This is a genomic window from Saccharomonospora amisosensis (genome assembly GCF_011761185.1).
Taxonomy (GTDB): Bacteria; Actinomycetota; Actinomycetes; order Mycobacteriales; family Pseudonocardiaceae; genus Saccharomonospora_A; species Saccharomonospora_A amisosensis.
The window spans coordinates 4,329,939-4,346,676 of the sequence record NZ_JAAOYM010000001.1 but is presented as its reverse complement, the minus strand read 5'-3'; the positions used below and the strand labels follow the sequence as shown (position 1 = coordinate 4,346,676).

Here is a 16,738-nt window from a genome sequence, read left to right as displayed (position 1 = left end):
CTCCAACGGTATGCGCTGTCCCCCGCCGCTCACAGCGCGGGGGACACGGCCCTGCCACGCGGGAGTCAGCGCAGCGCGGCCCGAGCGGCCTCGATCGTCTGGCGGACGTACCCACCGCCGAACAGCACGGAGTGCACCAGCAACGGGAACAGTTGGTGCAGCGCCACCCGCTCGCGCCAACCGTCGGCGAGCGGGGCACCGAAGTCGTTCGCCGCCTCCACGTAGGCGTCCATGATGTGTTCCAGTAGCGGTGTGCCGAACAGTCGCAGCATCGCCAGGTCGGTCTCCCTGTGCCCGCCGTGTGCGGCCGGGTCGATCAGCCACGCCCTGCCGTCGGCTGCCCAGTGGACGTTGCCACTCCAGGCGTCGCCGTGCAGCCGGGCGGGCGCCTCGGGCTCGCCAGCCAGTTCCGGCAACCGGGCGCACAACCTGTCGAAGATCGCCGACTCCGTCAAGGTGAACAGCCCTTGATCGACACACTGCCGCACGTAGGGCTCGATGCGGTGGCGAGCGTAGAACGTGGGCCAGTCGTCGGCGGGTTCGTCGCGCATCCTGGCCAGGCCGATCCACGCATCGGTTGGGCCCTCGGGCGGCGGCGCGCCGAACGCGGGAGCACCCCGCAGGTGAAGTGCGGCGAATCCCCGGCCGAACGCGCGTGCGGCCCGCACGCTGGGCGCGCCAGGCGGGACGAACTCCATCACGAGCCAGTCGTCGTCGAAGCCGTGTACGGCGGGTACCGGCAGATCGCCCGGCTCGCCGAGCCAGCGCAGCCCGGCCGCCTCGGCCCGGTTCGCGTCGACCCCCACGGCACTCTTGGCGACGACCTGCCCGCCGCCGCGCAGCGTCACCACGATGCTGCCGCCGCCGAGCGAGTGGGTGTGCCCCGCCTTGTCCGGCAGCCAGCGTTCGACGGCGTCCATCGCCTCGTGGGTGTTCATCGGTTCTTCCGTACCCAGTCGAGCAGGCCGGAAACCGAGCGTTCGATCATGGCGAGCACGTCGGTGAAACCGTCACCTGACCCGTAGTAGGGGTCGGGCACCTCGGCGCCGGGCGGCGCGGTCGGATCGAAGCTGCGCAGCAGCCGCACCCGCTCCGGCTCCGGGGCGAGCCTGCTCAGGTCGGCGACGTGGCCGCGGTCCGATGCGAGCAGCAGATCGGCCTCGAGATGCAGTGGCCCAACCTGCGCGGCCACGTGCTCGCTGTCGTACCCGGCTGCCTCCAGGGTCGCCCGTGCCCGTGGATCGGCGGGCTCGCCCACGTGCCAGGGACCGATGCCCGCGCTGCTCACCCTGACCTCGTCCGCGAGGTTCTCCTCGGTGAGTCTGCCGCGGAACACGGCGGCCGCCATCGGCGAGCGGCAGATGTTGCCCGTACATACGAAGCAGACGTGCAGCAGGCGGCTCGGGACACCTCGGCTCATGTCGCCAGTGTCTCCCCGCGCTCGCCGCGGAACCGAGCCGGGGGCCCGGTGGCTGACGCCGACGTGCTGACCGAATGAGATCGACAAACCACCTAGCCTCGGCGACCTGACCGTACTAAGCTCCCGGTCTCGTCAACGGCCTAGGTTTGGCGTCGTCGTTGGCGAATCAAACAGACGTCACAGGTACATTGGGGGCTCCCATTTCCCTGTCCAATGTGAGGCGCGCCGTCGAAACGCGCTCGCCGATGAGCCGGACCCTCCTCGTACTTCTCGTCTCCGTGCTGGTCATGGCTGGGGTGTGGCTGTGGGTCACACTCGCCACTTCGGCATCGGAGCGAGCGCTGGTCGGTGTGGTCGGTGGGACCACCGCCGCGTTGCTGTGCGCGGCGACGACCATCGCCGCCTACCGTACCTTCCAGCTCGGCTCCTACCGCAGGCGTACGGAGTCGCTGGAGGCCGACCTCGCACAGCTGGCCGACGAGATGCTGCCCTCGGCCGTTCGCAGGCTCCGCGACGGCGCCTCCGCCGACACCGTCATCTCCGAGTTGCCCCGGCCCAACCACCAGACGCATGACCGCATCCTGCGCACGCTCACCAAGGAGATCAGTGTCGGCGAGCGGCAGAAGGCCGCGGCGATGGCCGCCTGTGCCAACGCGGCGGGCCGCGTGCAGGCACTGGCCACCAGCATGCTCGCGGACCTGCGCGAGATGGAGGACCGGCACTCCGAAGAGGTGCTCGGCGACCTGCTCAAACTGGACCACAGCACCGCACAGGCGGGCAGGCTCGCCGACAGTATCGCCGTGCTGACCGGCGCGAGGTCCGGCAGGCGCTGGACCAAACCGATCGTCATGGAAAGCATCCTGCGCGGCGCGATGAGCCGGATCCGCGCGTACCAGCGGGTACGGCTGCACTCCACGAGCACAGCGGCCATCGTCGGTTACGCCGCCGAGGATGTGATGCACGCGCTGGCCGAGCTGATGGACAACGCGACACGGTTCTCCGCTCCTTCCGAAGAGGTGCACGTCTACGTCGAGGAACTGCACACAGGCATCGTCGTCACCATTGAGGACGGTGGCCTCGGTATGAAGCCACAGGCGCTGGAACGCGCCGAGCGTGCCGTTTCGGCCACCGAGCCGCTTGACCTCACCAAACTGTCCGGCACCCGGCTCGGGCTGGCGGTCGTCGGCTGCCTCGCCCGCAAGCACCAGCTGCACGTCTTCTTCCGGCCGTCCTCCCGCGGCGGCACCGGGGTGGTGCTGCGCATCCCGAACCAACTGGTCACCCAGCCACGTCAGGAGCCGTTGTCACACGCGTCCAGGTCCGTCTCGGTGACCTCGCCCTCGTCGCCGTCGATGCCCACGGAGCCCGCCGCTTCCTCCCCGCAGCCGAACTCGCGGAGCAACACCGTGACAGCCGTGCTCGACGACGACGAACCTCAGCAGCAACAACCGCGGCAACAGCAGCAGCGGACCTTACCGAAGCGGCGCCGCGGGCAGACCCTCGCGGCAGCACCGCAGCCACCCGTGCCCGCGCGGGCGCAGCCATCCCGGCCGCGTACCGACGCGGGCGCGAGGTTCGGTGCGTTCCGCCAAGCCACGCGATCGAACAAACCGGACGGTGAACCCGCGCCTGGTCAAGAACGCGATCCGCGGTGATCAGCCCGGTGTCCACATCCGACAGCAGCTAAGGAACCCTCATGAGCACGACGACGAACCAGAACCTGGAGTGGTTGCTGGAGAGCCTGGTGGAGAACACGCCGGGAGCCGAGCACGCTTTGGTGCTGTCGCGAGACGGGCTCAAGCTCTGCCATACGCGTGAGCTGAACACGGACAGGGCCGACCAACTCGCCGCGATCGCGGCCGGGGTACAGGCGCTGGCGCAGAGCGCGTCGATGGAGTTCGGTGACGGCACCGGAGGCGTGCGGCAGTCCATGACGGAGTTCCACGGAGGGCTGCTGTTCATCGTGGAAGCGGGAGAAGGCGCCCACCTCGCGGTGCTGGCCTCCGAGGACGCCGACGTCGGCCTCATCGGACACAAGATGGACGAACTGGTCGAGCAGATCGGCGCGTTCCTCACCTCGCCTCCCCGTCAGCCCGAGCACAGCAACCAGCCGGCATGATCCGCCGCGCTGTCGACAGCGAAGATCCCGACCGGTTGTACACGCTCACCGGCGGGCGAAGCAGTGCGGAGGACACCGGGCTCGACCTCGTGACGCTCATCGTCAGCGAGTCCGACCCCACGGTGGGGATGCAGTCGGAGCACGTCAAGATCCTGCGGATCTGCCGCTATCCCACGGCGGTGGTGGAGGTGGCCTCCGAACTGGGGCTGCCTGTCAGCGTCGTGAAGATCTTGCTGTCCGACCTGCTCGACAGCGGCTACGTCACCGCTCGCCATCCGACCTCGCCTCGCATCGGCGCCGAGCTCCCCGACCCCGCATTCCTGAAGAAGGTGCTCGTTGGACTCCACAATCTCTGAGCTCACCACCCGGACGCCGCTCATGAGCACGGCCGCGGACGGTTTGAAGATCGTCATCGTCGGCGGGTTCGGGGTCGGCAAGACCACGATGGTGCGCTCCGTAAGCGAGATTCGCCCGCTCAACACCGAAGAGACCATGACGCAGGCGGGCCTGGGCATCGACAACAATCTCGGCGTCGCCGACAAGACAACCACCACCGTCGCGTTCGACTTCGGCCGCATCACGCTCAACGAGCAGATGGTGCTTTACCTGTTCGGGGCGCCTGGCCAGGAGCGGTTCTGGTTTCTGTGGGACAGGTTGTTCGCGGGCGCACTCGGTGCCGTGGTGCTGGTGGACACCCGAAGGGTCGAGGACTCCTGGTACGCCATCGACCGGCTGGAACACCACGGCACCCCGTTCATCGTGGCCCGCAACAACTTCCCAGGGTCGACACACGGCCTGGAAGAGTTGCGTGAGGCCCTGACGCTTTCCGACGATGTCCCGCTCATCGACTGCGATGCCCGCGAGCGCGAGTCGTCGAAGCAGGTGCTGATCACGCTGGTCAACCACCTCTACACGCTTTCGGCCGCTCGGGAGCCCGTGCCATGACCGACCTGGAGTCCGCCCTACCAGCCTCGGTCCAGCTGTAGGAACCGGATCCCAGCGTGACCCCGGCCGTCCGTACGCGGATCAGGCGAGAACACGGATCGGTCGCACCGGTGCTGCTCGACGGTGACGTTCCGGCCTGGTTCGTCACCGGATGCCGAGAGGTGCACCAGGTGGCGGGTGCTCGGGCTCGCCGCCGCCGACGCCGACCCGGACGTGCGGCGGACCGCACCCGACTGCCCGATCTCGCGCTCACGGTTCTCTCGGAAAGCCTGGAGCGGCAGCCTTCGGTATGGCTGCGGGGACTGACCAGCCTCCCCGTCACCTTCAGCCCCGTATACGTTCAGCTCACGCGGGAGTGAAACGCACAGGCAGCGCCGCAGGGCCCCGCGTGAACACACCTTCTGGGTGCTCCAGCAGGGCGGCGCCGCGAGCAGACCCGGCGTCGGCGGCGGCCGCATGGCGGGAACACAGCGGCCGCCCACCCACGATCACCCTGATGGGGAAGTGCCTGGCGAAGTCGTGCGCGATGTCGGCGTTGCCGGTGTCGCGGAAGCCGTCGATGAGTTCCCGCGCGTTTGCGTTCGATCACGGTCAGGAACTTCTGCCGCAGTTCCTGACCACGGAAGGCGGGATCTGCAGGATTGTCCTGCCGCGCACCGGTTCGAGCTGCCAGCTGTAGTTGTCGGTGGTGAAGACGGGCTCCTTGAATGCGCGCCACGTCGTCGTAGCGGGAGACGATGTAGCTCTGCATCGGTTCGTGCCAGATCAGAGGCGAGCCGTCCAGCATGGCGCGGTGTGCCGAGTAGGGGTCAGCGGCGAACTCGGCCGAAAGGATGTCGGGAGGTTCGCTTGCCGTGGGCATGGCTCTCCTCGGTGAGCGATCGGTGACCGTAGGAGACTAACGATATTCATCCCTTCGTATGCCCCGCCGCAGGGCAAGTTCAGACGGTTGGACTAGAGCCAACAGCGTGCGTGGGAGGATCGTGGCATGACTCGCACGGTCTTGGATGTGTCGGATGTGATCGCCGCGCTCGACGCCGCCTACCCTCGCGAGCTTGCCGAACCGTGGGACGCGGTGGGACTGGTCTGTGGCGACCCGGCCGAGGAGGTGGAGCGGGTTCTGGTGTGCGTCGACCCCGTCGCGGCGACCGTCGACGAGGCGGTGGAGACGGGAGCGCGGCTGATCGTGGCCCACCACCCCTTACTGCTGCGCGGCGTCCACGGGGTCGGAACCGACACGACGAAGGGTTCGCTCGTCCATCGCATGATCCGCTCGGGCATCGCGTTGTTCTGCGCGCACACCAACGCCGACTCCGCCGACCCGGGTGTGTCCGATGCGCTGGCGGGCGCACTCGGCTTGAACGTGCTGGCGCCACTGGCGCCGCACCAGCCCGGTGGCACCACCGGGATCGGCCGGATCGGCGAGCTCGCCGCCGCCGAACCGTTCGGCGACTTCGTCCGCAGGGTCGCCGCCGCACTGCCGGCGACCGTCCCTGGCGTGTACGGGGCTGGCGATCCGGATCGTCCGATCAGGACCGTCGCCGTGTCCGGCGGTTCGGGCGACTCCTACCTGGCCGCGGCCAGTGCGGCCGGAGTGGACGCCTACGTCACGGCCGACCTGCGGCACCACCCGGCAGGCGAGCAGCTGGAAGCCGGGGGACCGGCGCTGGTCGGAGTGACCCACTGGGCGAGCGAATGGCCGTGGTGCGGGCAAGCCGCCGAGGTCGTGCGAGCAGCGGGTAACGTCGAGGTTCACGTCTCGACGCGATGCACCGACCCGTGGAACCTGCGAGCGTGACAACGAACGGAGCGATTCAGTGAAGGCAGACCCTTCCGTGCAGCGCCAACTGCTCGACCTCGCCAAGGTCGACGCCGAGCTGTCCCGGATCGCGCACCGCCGCCGTACCCTGCCGGAGTTGGCCGAGATCGAGGAGATCGAGAAGCGGCTACGCGACCGCCGCGACGCGCTGGTGGGCGTTCGCACCTCGGTGTCCGATCTCGAACGCGATGTGGCGAGGCAGGAACGGGAAGTCGAGTCGGTTCGGGCAAGAGCCGAACGCGACCGCTCGATGCTGGCGTCCGGCTCGGTTGCCGCCAAGCAGCTAACCGACCTTGAGCACGAGCTCGATTCGCTTGCTCGCAGGCAGTCGGCGCTCGAGGACGACCTGCTGGAGACCATGGAGCGCAAGGAAGCGCTCGAGCTGGACGCGCAGCGGACCTCGGCGGAGGTGGACAAGGCCGAGCAGGAACTGCGGGCCGCCAGCGGCCGCAGGGACGAAGCGCTCGCCGACCTTGACACCACACAGGCCCGTCGCGAGGAAGACAGGGAACGGCTCGTGCCCCGCATGCCGGATAACCTGCTCGCGCTTTACGAACGGGTGCGGCAACACAAGGGCATCGGTGCGGCTCTGCTGCGCGCACGTCGCTGTGGGGCTTGCCAGCTCGAGCTGGACAGGGCCGCGATCGCGGAGATCAAGGCCGCACCGGAGGACGAGGTGGTGCAGTGTGAGAACTGCGGCGCCATCCTGGTGCGCACGCTGGAGTCGGGGCTGTGAGCCGACACGTCATCGTCGAGGCCGACGGCGGCTCCCGCGGCAATCCCGGGCCCGCCGGGTACGGCGCCGTGGTGAAGGACGCCCGCAGTGGGGAGGTGCTGGCCGAGCGCCAGGAGGGGCTCGGTGTGGCCACCAACAACGTCGCCGAGTACCGCGCCCTGATCGCGGGACTGGAGGCCGCGGCGCGGACGGGTGCCACCGCGGTCGACGTCAAGATGGACTCCAAGCTCGTCGTCGAGCAGATGTCGGGACGCTGGAAGATCAAGCACGCCGCGCTGCAACCGCTGGCGTTGCGAGCACGGGACCTGGCGGCTGGCTTCGAGCGGGTGACCTACGAGTGGATCCCACGCTCCCGCAACGCGCACGCCGACCGGTTGGCCAACGAGGCGATGGACACCCAGGCGAACGGCGGAGCCGCTGGCGGCAGCAGCGGAACCGAACGCGAGGACGTGGGCGAAGGTGACCCGCAGCCGCGCTGGCCCGCTCCACCGACCGCCTGGACCGGCGCGAAGGGCAAACCGACCAGGTTGCTGCTGCTGCGGCACGGGCAGACGGAGCTGTCGGTGGATCGGCGCTACTCCGGCCGAGGCGACGTCGCGCTGACCGAAGTCGGCTTGGCGCAGGCCGAGGCGGCGGCCAAGCGGTTGGCCACGATGGAAGGGTTGAGCGTGCTCGCGGGGGAGGCGGGCGCGCTCCCGAGCGAGCTTCCGATCGTCGCTTCGCCGCTGACCCGAGCCCGGCAGACCGCGGAGGCGGTGGCGAGCGCGCTCGGCGGCCGGGTGGAGACCCACACCGGGCTGCTGGAGACCGACTTCGGGGAGTGGGAGGGCCTGACGTTCGGCGAGGCGGCCGTCCGCGATCCCGAGGTGCACCGGCGATGGCTGGCCGACACGTCGGTGCACCCGCCCGGTGGTGAGAGCTTCGACGAGGTGCACCGCAGGGTGGAGGACGCCCGTGAAGAGCTGTTCGAACGTTACGAGGGGCGCACCGTGGTCCTCGTCAGCCACGTGACGCCGATCAAGTCGCTGTTGCGCATGGGTCTGGACGCTGGACCCTCGTTGCTGTTCAGGCTGCACCTGGATCTGGCTTCGCTTTCGGTCGTCGACTTCTACGGTGATGGCAACGCCTCGGTGCGGCTGGTCAACGACGTCTCGCACCTGAGCTGACCGTTGGCGGGTCCCGTGCCGGGTGCCACCTCACCGGGGAGCCATCTGCGGCGGGTAAACTGAAGTCAGGACGAGTTGGCAGGGCGGTCGCGGTTGTCGCGAGCAGCGACGATCGAGGAAAGTCCGGACTCCGCAGGGCAGGGTGGTTGCTAACGGCAACCCGGGGTGACCCGCGGGAAAGTGCCACAGAAAGTAAACCGCCTGGTCACCAGACCAGGTAAGGGTGAAACGGTGGTGTAAGAGACCACCAGCGCCTCGGGTGACCGGGGCGGCTCGGTAAACCCCACCCGGAGCAAGGCCAAGAGGGAGCCGTACCGCTCCTGCGCGGGCGATAGAGGGCTGCCCGCCCGATGCCTGCGGGTAGGCCGCTTGAGCCTGTCGGCGACGGCAGGCCCAGATGGATGGCCGCCCATCGTGATCGCCGCAAGGCGGTCACGGGGACAGAATCCGGCTTACATGCCAACTCGTCCACCTGCGCTCGTGGGGATTCCCGACCGGTTGATCAACTGTGCCGGTCACACGACCCGGTGGTACCCACGTTCCCATGTCTGCGCGACTGCTCGCTGTGGCGATCGACTGTGCCGACCCGGTGCGGTTGGCACAGTTCTGGAGGTCGGCGCTCGGCTATCCACCACCGCGCCGGTGGAAGGACTCCGATGGCCTGGAGTACACCCAGTTGGACGGTGATCCGTCGTTGCTGTTCCAGCCGGTTCCGGAGCCGAGGTCGGGCAAGAACCGGCTACACCTCGACATCGCACCGGAGTCCGGTCGTCAGCACACGGAGGTCGATCGGCTCGTCGGGCTCGGGGCCGTGGTCCTTTCCGATGAGGAGCGTCATCCTTGGGTGGTGCTGGCGGACCCGGAAGGCAACGAGTTCTGTGTCCTGCCCGCCCGGTAACACCTGTCTGGCGATTCCGGAATCCTCGTTCCGTGCCGGTGGCGCTCGACCCGGACCGCGCCAGCTTCGCCCGGGTCCACGACGCCGCACTCGGCGGCAGGGACAGCGACGAAGCGTGCCGTGCCCGAAGTTCGCGACATGGCCTCGGCCAACCGCAACTTCTTGATCGACCGCGGCTCCGGACCACCCACAGCTGAGAGCACCCACGACGTACACCACGTCAGTCATTTACCGGCTGCCCAGCGGCTCATACGTCGCGCTGAGTCACTGCTACGATCGTCTGTCGCACGGCACCCCGGAACAGGAGATGCCGGGAAGCCAATGGCAGCAGGGTCTTCCGCGCCCGGGAACAACTCGAGATGGCCGATGGGCTCCAGATCATCCAGCCCGCTCGCGGTGTCGAACGCGACCTGGTGCTGGCCGACGAGGGGTGGCCGAACGGTCCGCACCTGCGGGCCGCTGAACGAGGCACAGCGGATCGTCGGCTGCTGGGTCGCCCGCGAACCCTGACCAGCGCACCTCCCGTCTGCCGGGTGCGGTCGTTAGGCTCACGCCCCATGGACGACGAAGCCCGTACCGCCACGCGGCACTGTTACCGGGTGCTCGAGCCGATACACTCGATAATCTACTTCGCCCCAGAGGCCGAGCAGGCCTACCTCGAAGCCGGTCTGGACAAGGGGGGCCGCCTGGCCTATTTCGCCAGCCGTGCCGCCGCGCTCGGACCGGTTGGTGCGGGTGTGGTCGCGGCAACCTTCTACAACTTCAACCCCGAACTGGTCGCCAAGCACATTCCCCGTGCGTGGACCCTGGCAAGCCCTGCCGACCTCGTCTCGGCGCGCGTCGAGGCCGCGGGTACGGCGTTGCGCCGGCTGCTCGGTGAGCAGCTCGTTGCCTCCGACGCGCTCGCGGAACTCGCCGAACTGACGAGGCAAGCCGCGCAGGCCACGGAGCCGGACGGAAGGCCGCTGTTCGCCGCCCACGCCGGTCTCGACTGGCCCACCGACCCGCTACTCGTGCTGTGGCACGCGACGACGCTGCTTCGCGAGTACCGGGGAGATGGCCACATCGCGAGCCTGGTCAGCCACGGTCTGGCAGGCCTGCCCGCTCTGGTTACCCACACCGCGACAGGAAAGGGTTTCCTTCCGGAAGTCGCCAGGAAACTGCGTGGTTGGTCGCAGCAGGAGTGGGACAACGCGGAAACCCGGCTTCGTGAGGAGGGCATCATCGACCACGACGGGTCGCTGACCGACCGTGGGGTGGCGATTCGCGAACGGATCGAGGAGGAGACCGACGCGGCGTCGTCGGCGCCGTGGTCGCGGCTCGGGGCGGACAAGACCAGCCGCGTGCGGGAGCTTGCCAAGGAGTTCAGCCGTGCGGTCGTGGCGGCGGGTGCTTATCCGTCCGGGCTGTTCGCCGGTCAACGTTGACACCAGCGAAAAGACTCGAACGGACGACCCGTACCAGCGGTGTGCTTGGTGCGGTCCGCGCCGGCGAACGGCCCCTGGCTTAACCCGATCGGATGATCATCGGCGTCGGAACGGCCCACGAACCTGTTCACCCAGAGGATCCCGGCCAAGGCCTCGATCGGGGCATGGTTCACTATGCCAGCCGGGCCAGGCGGGCGGTCGGCGTACCGAGCGTGAGAAGGGTCCACAACCCGTGGGTGAGGTCTTCAACACACTAGGACATCCGGGTGGACTTGGTTTAAACCTCGATGCCGCTGCCGCGATGATGGAGGACGGACAAGTCTGCAGCGAACGTGATCGCGAGATGGGCCGCGTGGCTGGCCATCACGCTTGGGAGGCCTTTGACCCTCACATCTCGTCACGCCATGATGTTGTTTGAACACGGCAAGTGCTGGAAACCTGCGGGGCGCACGACGGCGCCTCGCACCACACTCCGGGCACTCGGGAGTACGCGATGACCACGATGACGCTTGCGGCACTGGCGCAAGGTGAGCTCAACACGACGGGAGTTCGTGCTTGGCTGCTCAACAACATTGTTCCGCTGGTACTGCTCAGCGTCGCGCTGCTGCTGCTCTGGCTCGGCGGGGGCAAGGGCGACAACGCGGGCGTGATGCGCAGGCTGGCCGGCGTGGTGGTCGCACTCGCGATCATCGGATTGGCCGTCAGCGGGCTCGGGGTGGACGTCGGCGAATGGCTCGCCGGTCTGTTCACGGGCTGAGATAGGGCTCGCGCGGTGCGCATCAGAACCGACGACGAGGTCTACCGGGTCGACGCGGTCTGGCTCGGCCCGCCGAAGGCCACGTTTCCCTGGCGTGCCCGCTACGTGGCGTGGGGCGTCGGAATCCCGCTGTTTCTCGTGGTGCTCGGTGTCGAGCGGCAGATCGGCATCGGCTTCGGCTTCTTCTCGACCGCGTGGGCGTTCGTCATCACGATCGCCCTCACGCGGGTCATCACGGCGAAGATCAGCCACGAGCGGCCGCTGAGTGCCGTGCTGAACATGTGGCTGCGAGAGCTGCGTACCCCGCGTGAGCGCAGGACGGGCACGGGAGGGGCCGCGAGCGCGAGCAAGATCAGGGTAAGAACTGAGCGGCCGAGGCCGCGAACCAAGCGCGGGCAGCGCACGAGATCGGGCAGACAACCGGGCCCGAATCACCATCCACCACAGGTCCCAGCACGAGCGCGCCGCCGCCGGACACCGGCGTCGGTCGGGAGGTAGTCGTTGTTCGGTCGCGGTCGCAGTCGGAACACCCAGCAGCCTGCACCGTCTCAGCAGACCGACGGTGGTCGCAGGGGCAGGCGGTTGCCCGGCGAGCAGGCGATACCCACCTACACACCGTCCATAGCGGCACGTTCCATCGACGGGCACCTGTTGCGTACCGGCCAGGAGGTGTACGCCTGGTATCGCCTCGCGCCGCAACGCTGGTCGTTCCGTTCGGACTCACAGCGGCGGGACCTCATCGCCGCGATCGCGGGACAGTACGCGGAGTTGCAGGGCCGCTGGCTGCACCTGCGGGTCACCAACCGCCCATACCCGATCCGGATGTGGGCAGAAGCCCACGTCCACAACGCGCACAACCGGCCCGCCGACGTAGCTGGGTCACTGTCCTTCGACGACTACCTCATCGGTGAGCAGCAGCAGCTCATGGGGCGATCGATGGCCGAGAAGGAGGTCTACCTCGGTGTCCAGGTCCAGACGCGCACAGTGGTGGACAGGGCCGTGGAGCGGGCGGCACCGCTGCTGCGCAAGATCCTGCCCGAGGCTGTCGACGCGGAACTGACCGCGCTCGACTCCGAGGTCGATCACCTCGACCAGGTCATCGGCTCCGCCGGTCTTGAAGGCCGTCCCGTGCACGCCGAAGAGATGTCCTGGTTGATGCACCGCTCCTGTTCGCTGGGGCTGCCCGCTCCCCGCAACCTCCCCGCCGTGCCGGGAGCGGCGTGGGAGCCGGAGGACCTCGCCAGCTTCACCGACGCCGCTGACCTGCACTGTGATCCCTACGCACCCACCGTGACCGTTCGTGGCAGGACGGGCACCAACGCCGGAGTGACGCGGCACGTCGCCGTGCTGACCGTCGGCCAGATGCATGGTCTGCAGATCCCGGAGGTCGATGACCCGTGGGTGCAGCATGCCGATCGGCTACCGGCCGCGGTCGAGTGGTCGGCACGGATCTACGTGCGAAGGCCCGAAGAAGTGGCTGGCGAACTGCAGCGGCAGATGAACAAGGTGCGATCGCAGGTCAAGCACTACACCGACGAGCACGAGCTGGAGCCGCCGCAGTCACTTGCCCGGCAGGCCTCGCGGGTGCTGGAGATCGACGACGAGATGACCTCCGGCTTCACCGCGCTGGCCACCAGGGTCCGCTCGTGGTGGCGACTCGCGGTTTCCGGCTCCACAGAACGGGAGGCACTGCGGCTGGCGCAGCAGTTGCTCGACCTCTACAAGCCGAAGGTCGCGATCGAGCACCCCGAGGCCCAGTACGCCATGGCCAGGGAATTCATCCCGGGTGAGCCGCTGGCCTCCGGTGCCTACCTGCGGCGAGGATCGGTGGTATGGGCCGCGGCTTCCGTGCCGACCGCCACGGCCGAGGTCGGCGACCGCAGGGGCATCCTGCTCGGCGAAACCTGCACCGCGACAAGGCGTCCCGTCGCGTGGGACCCCTGGATGGCACAGGAGATCCGTGACGGCTCCGGCCTCACCGCGATGGTCGCCGGACTGGGAGGCGGCAAGTCGTTCCTCGGCGGCGGCATCGTCTACAAGACACTCAGAGCAGGCGCGCACTGGACGATTCTCGACCCGTCCGGTCCGCTGTCGAAGCTGTGTGACCTGCCCGAAATCAGGCCTTATGCGCGGCCGATCAACCTGCTCAACGCCCAACCCGGCATCCTCAACCCCTACCGCGTCGTGGCCGAACCGATGCTGGAGCACTTTCTCGACGAGGACGACCCGGAGCGGGCATGGCGGCGGGAGCGGGCACTCGCCGGAGCCACCCGCCGCAGGTTGGTGCTCGATGTGCTGACCGGTGTGCTGCCCTACGACGTCGCTCGCATGCCGCAGACCAGGATCGTGCTGCTGCGGGCCGTACGCGCCGTCGGCGGCCGCTACGACGCCGACCCGGGCCAGGTGATCGACGCGCTGCGCCGTGACTCCAGCGAGCACCACGAGCACGCGGTGGTGGTGGCCGACTTCCTCGACGAGCTGCGCGAGCGCATGTCCCTGCTGATTCCGGAGAAGGACGCCGACCCCTACTCCGACACCCGCGACGACCGGCTGACGGTGTTGACCATGGCTGGCCTCACGCTGCCGAAGGAAGGTGTGGGCCGCGAGCACTGGACCGACGCCGAGGCGCTGGGTGTGGAGATGCTGAACCTCGCTGCCTGGCTGACCCAGCGTTCGGTGTACGAGAAGCCGAAGGACCTGCGTAAGGGCGTCTGGATCGACGAGGCGTTCTTCCTTTCCGAGGTGCCGACCGGTCGGGTTCTGATGAACCGGTTCGCGCGTGACTCGCGGAAGTGGAACGTCCGGGTGTTGCTGTCCTCGCAGATCCCGGCTGACTTCCTGCGCATCCAGGGTTTCGTCGCGCTGCTGGACTCGGTGTTCGTCGGCAGGCTCGACGACGAGGAGGCACAGGCCGACGCGCTGCGACTGCTGAAAGTGCCGGTGGGGGTCGGCTACGAGCAGGTGGTGGCGGCGCTGGGCAGACGTCCCGGGTCGCAGCGTGAGGTCGAGCGCGACCGCGAACCGAGGCAGTTCATCTTCGGTGACGGCGCGGGCGGTGTGGAGCGCATCCGGGTCGACTTCTCCGGCCCTCACCTGGAACATCTGCGCAACGCCCTGGACACCACACCAGGAGCGGTGGTGGCCGCGCGAGGGTCCAAGCCCAGCACGGCGGAGCCGGGACGGCCCGAGCCGCCCGAGCCCCCCTCGCCGCCCGACGACGAACTGGAGGAGGACCTGGAGTTCGCCGCCGAACTCGAGGTCGGCCTGACCGAGGAGCAGATGCTCGAAGAGACCTCGCGGGGCGAGGCTGGGGACAGCGCACACCACGACGACAAGAATCGGGAGCAGCAGCCCGCGGGAGCCGGTAAGGACGGCACCGGCAGGGATGCGGCATGAACGTCCTGCTGACGGCACTGTTCGTCTGCGGTGTCGTGTGCGCGTGGCGTGCCGCGCGCCGCGCCCGTGGTGTTCCTGGGCGCGACCGCGACAGGCGCCGGTCGCTCGCCGTGGTTATCGCCATCGTCGCCGTGCATACCGTGGTGTTCACGCCGACCGCCGCCGCGCAGAGCTGCGAGGAGCCGAATCCGGAACGGCCGGGCGCGGGCATGGTAGGAGCGATCGATCCGCCAGCCACCCGCGGCGAGGACGGCAGTGCTTACCTCGACTACAGCTATGCCGGGCTGGTGTGGCACGTCTACGACTGCGACACCAACCCGCTGGCGATGGACCCGGAAACCAGCATCGACACGTGGGTGGGCAACCAGCTGTTCAACATCGGCAAGAACATCGTCGGTGCCACGAACTCGCTGCACTACACGGTGCTGGAAGGCGGGTTGCTCAACCCGATCTACAACGCGGTCTCCACCGGCGCCGAAAAGGTCTACAACAACGTCTACGCGCAGCTGTTCGGCGTGGTGGCACTGCTGCTGGCGATCCTGCTGTTCCGCAACATCTGGCGCGGTGATCTCTCCGCCGTCAGCAAACGCGCGCTGTTCGCCCTGGGTGGCGTGTGGTTGGCGGCGTCGTCGCTCGCGCTGCTGCGCTACTACGACGAGATCGACAACGCCATCGTGCAGACCACGACCAACATCCAAGCCGGGTTCATAGACAACGCGGCCGATCGAAACGTTGACGAGGTGCTGCCGACGCAGTTGCACACGCAGGTGGTCTACAACAACTGGTTGCGGGGCGAGTTCGGCTCACCGGACGCGCCGCAGGCCGAGCAGTTCGGCAGGCCGCTGCTGGACGCACAGGCCTTCACCTGGGAGCAGATGCGCAACGGTGACGACGCCGACCAGGCGGTGATCGAGGACAAGAAGCAGCAGTTCAAGAGCATCTCGACACAGCTGGGGCCGGCGACCGGTTATTTCACCGGTGAGGACGGCAGTCGCACCGGCGTTGGGCTGCTCGCCTTCCTGCAGAGCCTGTGCTACGCGCTGTTCCAGTTGTTCGCCAAGGCCGCGGTGTTGCTGGCGCAGATCCTGGTACGGCTGTTCACGCTCACGGCGCCGCTGATCGGCCTTGTCGCCATCGTGCACCACGACATCCTTCGCAGGGTCGGAAAGGTGCTTGGCACCGTCGCGTTCAACCTGCTCGTGCTGTCCGTGCTCGCCGGGGTGCACGCGTTGCTGCTGCAGGCGATCTTCTCGGCGGGCACGGCGCTTTCGATGCTGACGCAGATGGTGATCGCCGGGCTGGTCACGGTCCTGCTCTTCATGGTCGGCAAGCCCGGCAGGCGGTTGTGGCAGATGGTCGAGATGTCGGTGGGCATGGTTGGCGCGGCGGTGCCGTCACCGAGTGGTGGGTTGTTCTCCCGGTTCCGCAGGCACTCCACCGAGCCGAGCCCGCAGGACGAGTTCTGGCGCAGCATCCAGGACAGCGATGAGGCCGAGGGCGGCGCGCGGACACGCGGACCGATGGGGGCCATGTCGGGCGGCCGGTTCCGTCCGGAGGCCACTGTGGTGGCCACGGCTCAACGGCTCGACACCAAAGGCGGGAGCCACCCTGCCACACACTGGCGTGACGAACTGGGCACGAGCACGGCCAGGTCCGCTCTGCCCGCGGGCGGCGGCGCGCTGGGTGCCTTCTCCTCGTATTCTCCGGGCCGGTCGCCGGGCGACTACGCCGGCGGCGGTCGGTCGGTGCCGGCGGGTGTGCCGAGCAGGAAGGTCGACACCGTGCCGATCACTGACCGCGGTGCGGATCGAGCCGATGACCTCGATCCGGTTGTGGTGCCGTCGCGGCTGGGTTCGGTCGGTGCCGGTGAACGGCCACCCGCGGCGGCAGGACCCGCGCCACCCGTTTCGGGAGTCGGCGCACCGCAGCCGCGCCGGGTGGAGCCCGAACTCGTCGCGGGCAGGCCGGTGTTCGTGCTGTACCGCCCTTCACGCGGCCTTGAGGTTCGTGACGAGTCGCGAGACACCGACCGAGTGGTCCGGTAGGGGGTCGTCG

Annotated in this window: 16 protein-coding genes and 1 other RNA gene; 15 read left to right on the top strand and 2 right to left on the bottom strand. The window is 68.5% G+C overall.

The annotated features are described in order from the left end of the window. Positions 1-65: 65 nt before the first annotated feature. Together FHU38_RS21105 and FHU38_RS21100 are read right to left on the bottom strand one after the other, a co-directional pair. Positions 66-938 (bottom strand): fructosamine kinase family protein, encoded by an 873-nt coding sequence (locus FHU38_RS21105; protein ID WP_167174151.1) that lies wholly within the window; start codon positions 936-938, stop codon positions 66-68. Beyond that, the gene (locus tag FHU38_RS21100; RefSeq protein ID WP_167174148.1) at positions 935-1,420 is read right to left on the bottom strand and encodes a low molecular weight protein-tyrosine-phosphatase; all 486 of its coding nucleotides are present in this window, start codon (positions 1,418-1,420) and stop codon (positions 935-937) included. Before FHU38_RS21100 ends, FHU38_RS21105 begins: the two co-directional genes overlap by 4 nt. Before the next feature lie 245 nt (positions 1,421-1,665). On the opposite strand from FHU38_RS21100, the gene FHU38_RS21095 reads away from it, so the two are divergent. The 15 genes from FHU38_RS21095 to FHU38_RS21020 all read left to right on the top strand — a co-directional run bounded on the left by FHU38_RS21095 (position 1,666) and on the right by FHU38_RS21020 (position 16,728). Further along, entirely contained in the window at positions 1,666-3,075 is a 1,410-nt protein-coding gene (locus FHU38_RS21095; RefSeq protein WP_167174145.1) for a sensor histidine kinase, read from the top strand. A gap of 41 nt (positions 3,076-3,116) precedes the next feature. Then, complete coding sequence (locus tag FHU38_RS21090; RefSeq protein ID WP_167174142.1) at positions 3,117-3,539, top strand: roadblock/LC7 domain-containing protein; 423 nt, start codon at positions 3,117-3,119, stop codon at positions 3,537-3,539. Continuing rightward, on the top strand, positions 3,536-3,895 hold the full coding sequence (locus FHU38_RS21085; RefSeq protein ID WP_167174139.1) for a DUF742 domain-containing protein: 360 nt from the start codon (positions 3,536-3,538) through the stop codon (positions 3,893-3,895). Before FHU38_RS21090 ends, FHU38_RS21085 begins: the two co-directional genes overlap by 4 nt. Before the next feature lie 22 nt (positions 3,896-3,917). Continuing rightward, the gene (locus tag FHU38_RS21080; protein ID WP_208415769.1) at positions 3,918-4,484 is read left to right on the top strand and encodes a GTP-binding protein; all 567 of its coding nucleotides are present in this window, start codon (positions 3,918-3,920) and stop codon (positions 4,482-4,484) included. A 56-nt stretch (positions 4,485-4,540) separates the two neighbouring features. Further along, positions 4,541-4,843, top strand: coding sequence for a hypothetical protein (locus FHU38_RS27825; protein ID WP_167165489.1), 303 nt, complete (start codon positions 4,541-4,543; stop codon positions 4,841-4,843). 629 nt (positions 4,844-5,472) lie between these two features. Next, on the top strand, positions 5,473-6,282 hold the full coding sequence (locus FHU38_RS21065) for a Nif3-like dinuclear metal center hexameric protein (RefSeq protein ID WP_167174133.1): 810 nt from the start codon (positions 5,473-5,475) through the stop codon (positions 6,280-6,282). Between the two features lie 19 nt (positions 6,283-6,301). Then, positions 6,302-7,039, top strand: a complete 738-nt coding sequence (locus FHU38_RS21060) for a zinc ribbon domain-containing protein (protein ID WP_167174130.1) — start codon at positions 6,302-6,304, stop codon at positions 7,037-7,039. Next, positions 7,036-8,205 (top strand): bifunctional RNase H/acid phosphatase, encoded by a 1,170-nt coding sequence (locus FHU38_RS21055; protein WP_167174127.1) that lies wholly within the window; start codon positions 7,036-7,038, stop codon positions 8,203-8,205. The genes FHU38_RS21060 and FHU38_RS21055 overlap by 4 nt, the downstream gene beginning before the upstream one ends. Positions 8,206-8,276: 71 nt before the next feature. After that, positions 8,277-8,676: RNase P RNA component class A (gene rnpB, locus FHU38_RS21050), an RNA gene on the top strand. 73 nt (positions 8,677-8,749) lie between these two features. Then, entirely contained in the window at positions 8,750-9,103 is a 354-nt protein-coding gene (locus tag FHU38_RS21045; protein ID WP_167174124.1) for a VOC family protein, read from the top strand. A 557-nt stretch (positions 9,104-9,660) separates the two neighbouring features. Next, a complete protein-coding gene (locus tag FHU38_RS21040) occupies positions 9,661-10,530 on the top strand; it encodes an SCO6745 family protein (RefSeq protein ID WP_167174121.1) in 870 nt (289 codons plus the stop codon). A 493-nt stretch (positions 10,531-11,023) separates the two neighbouring features. Beyond that, positions 11,024-11,287, top strand: a complete 264-nt coding sequence (locus tag FHU38_RS21035) for a hypothetical protein (protein WP_167174118.1) — start codon at positions 11,024-11,026, stop codon at positions 11,285-11,287. Between the two features lie 15 nt (positions 11,288-11,302). Next, entirely contained in the window at positions 11,303-11,785 is a 483-nt protein-coding gene (locus tag FHU38_RS21030; protein WP_167174115.1) for a hypothetical protein, read from the top strand. Between the two features lie 3 nt (positions 11,786-11,788). Beyond that, positions 11,789-14,683: an ATP-binding protein gene (locus tag FHU38_RS21025; RefSeq protein WP_167174112.1), complete on the top strand. Its 2,895-nt coding sequence runs from the start codon at positions 11,789-11,791 to the stop codon at positions 14,681-14,683. Then, entirely contained in the window at positions 14,680-16,728 is a 2,049-nt protein-coding gene (locus FHU38_RS21020; RefSeq protein ID WP_167174110.1) for a magnesium transporter, read from the top strand. Before FHU38_RS21025 ends, FHU38_RS21020 begins: the two co-directional genes overlap by 4 nt. The last annotated feature ends 10 nt before the right edge of the window (positions 16,729-16,738 follow it).

Excerpts from the sequence above, each read along its gene's own strand:
- FHU38_RS21100 (WP_167174148.1), bottom strand. The coding sequence starts at position 1,420 with ATGAGCCGAGGTGTCCCGAGCCGCCTGCTGCACGTCTGCTTCGTATGT.
- FHU38_RS21105 (WP_167174151.1), bottom strand. The coding sequence starts at position 938 with ATGAACACCCACGAGGCGATGGACGCCGTCGAACGCTGGCTGCCGGAC.
- FHU38_RS21090 (WP_167174142.1), top strand. The coding sequence starts at position 3,117 with ATGAGCACGACGACGAACCAGAACCTGGAGTGGTTGCTGGAGAGCCTG.
- FHU38_RS21080 (WP_208415769.1), top strand. The coding sequence starts at position 3,918 with ATGAGCACGGCCGCGGACGGTTTGAAGATCGTCATCGTCGGCGGGTTC.
- FHU38_RS21065 (WP_167174133.1), top strand. The coding sequence starts at position 5,473 with ATGACTCGCACGGTCTTGGATGTGTCGGATGTGATCGCCGCGCTCGAC.
- FHU38_RS21085 (WP_167174139.1), top strand. The coding sequence starts at position 3,536 with ATGATCCGCCGCGCTGTCGACAGCGAAGATCCCGACCGGTTGTACACG.
- FHU38_RS21020 (WP_167174110.1), top strand. The coding sequence starts at position 14,680 with ATGAACGTCCTGCTGACGGCACTGTTCGTCTGCGGTGTCGTGTGCGCG.
- FHU38_RS21035 (WP_167174118.1), top strand. The coding sequence starts at position 11,024 with ATGACCACGATGACGCTTGCGGCACTGGCGCAAGGTGAGCTCAACACG.
- FHU38_RS21045 (WP_167174124.1), top strand. The coding sequence starts at position 8,750 with ATGTCTGCGCGACTGCTCGCTGTGGCGATCGACTGTGCCGACCCGGTG.
- FHU38_RS21095 (WP_167174145.1), top strand. The coding sequence starts at position 1,666 with ATGAGCCGGACCCTCCTCGTACTTCTCGTCTCCGTGCTGGTCATGGCT.
- FHU38_RS21040 (WP_167174121.1), top strand. The coding sequence starts at position 9,661 with ATGGACGACGAAGCCCGTACCGCCACGCGGCACTGTTACCGGGTGCTC.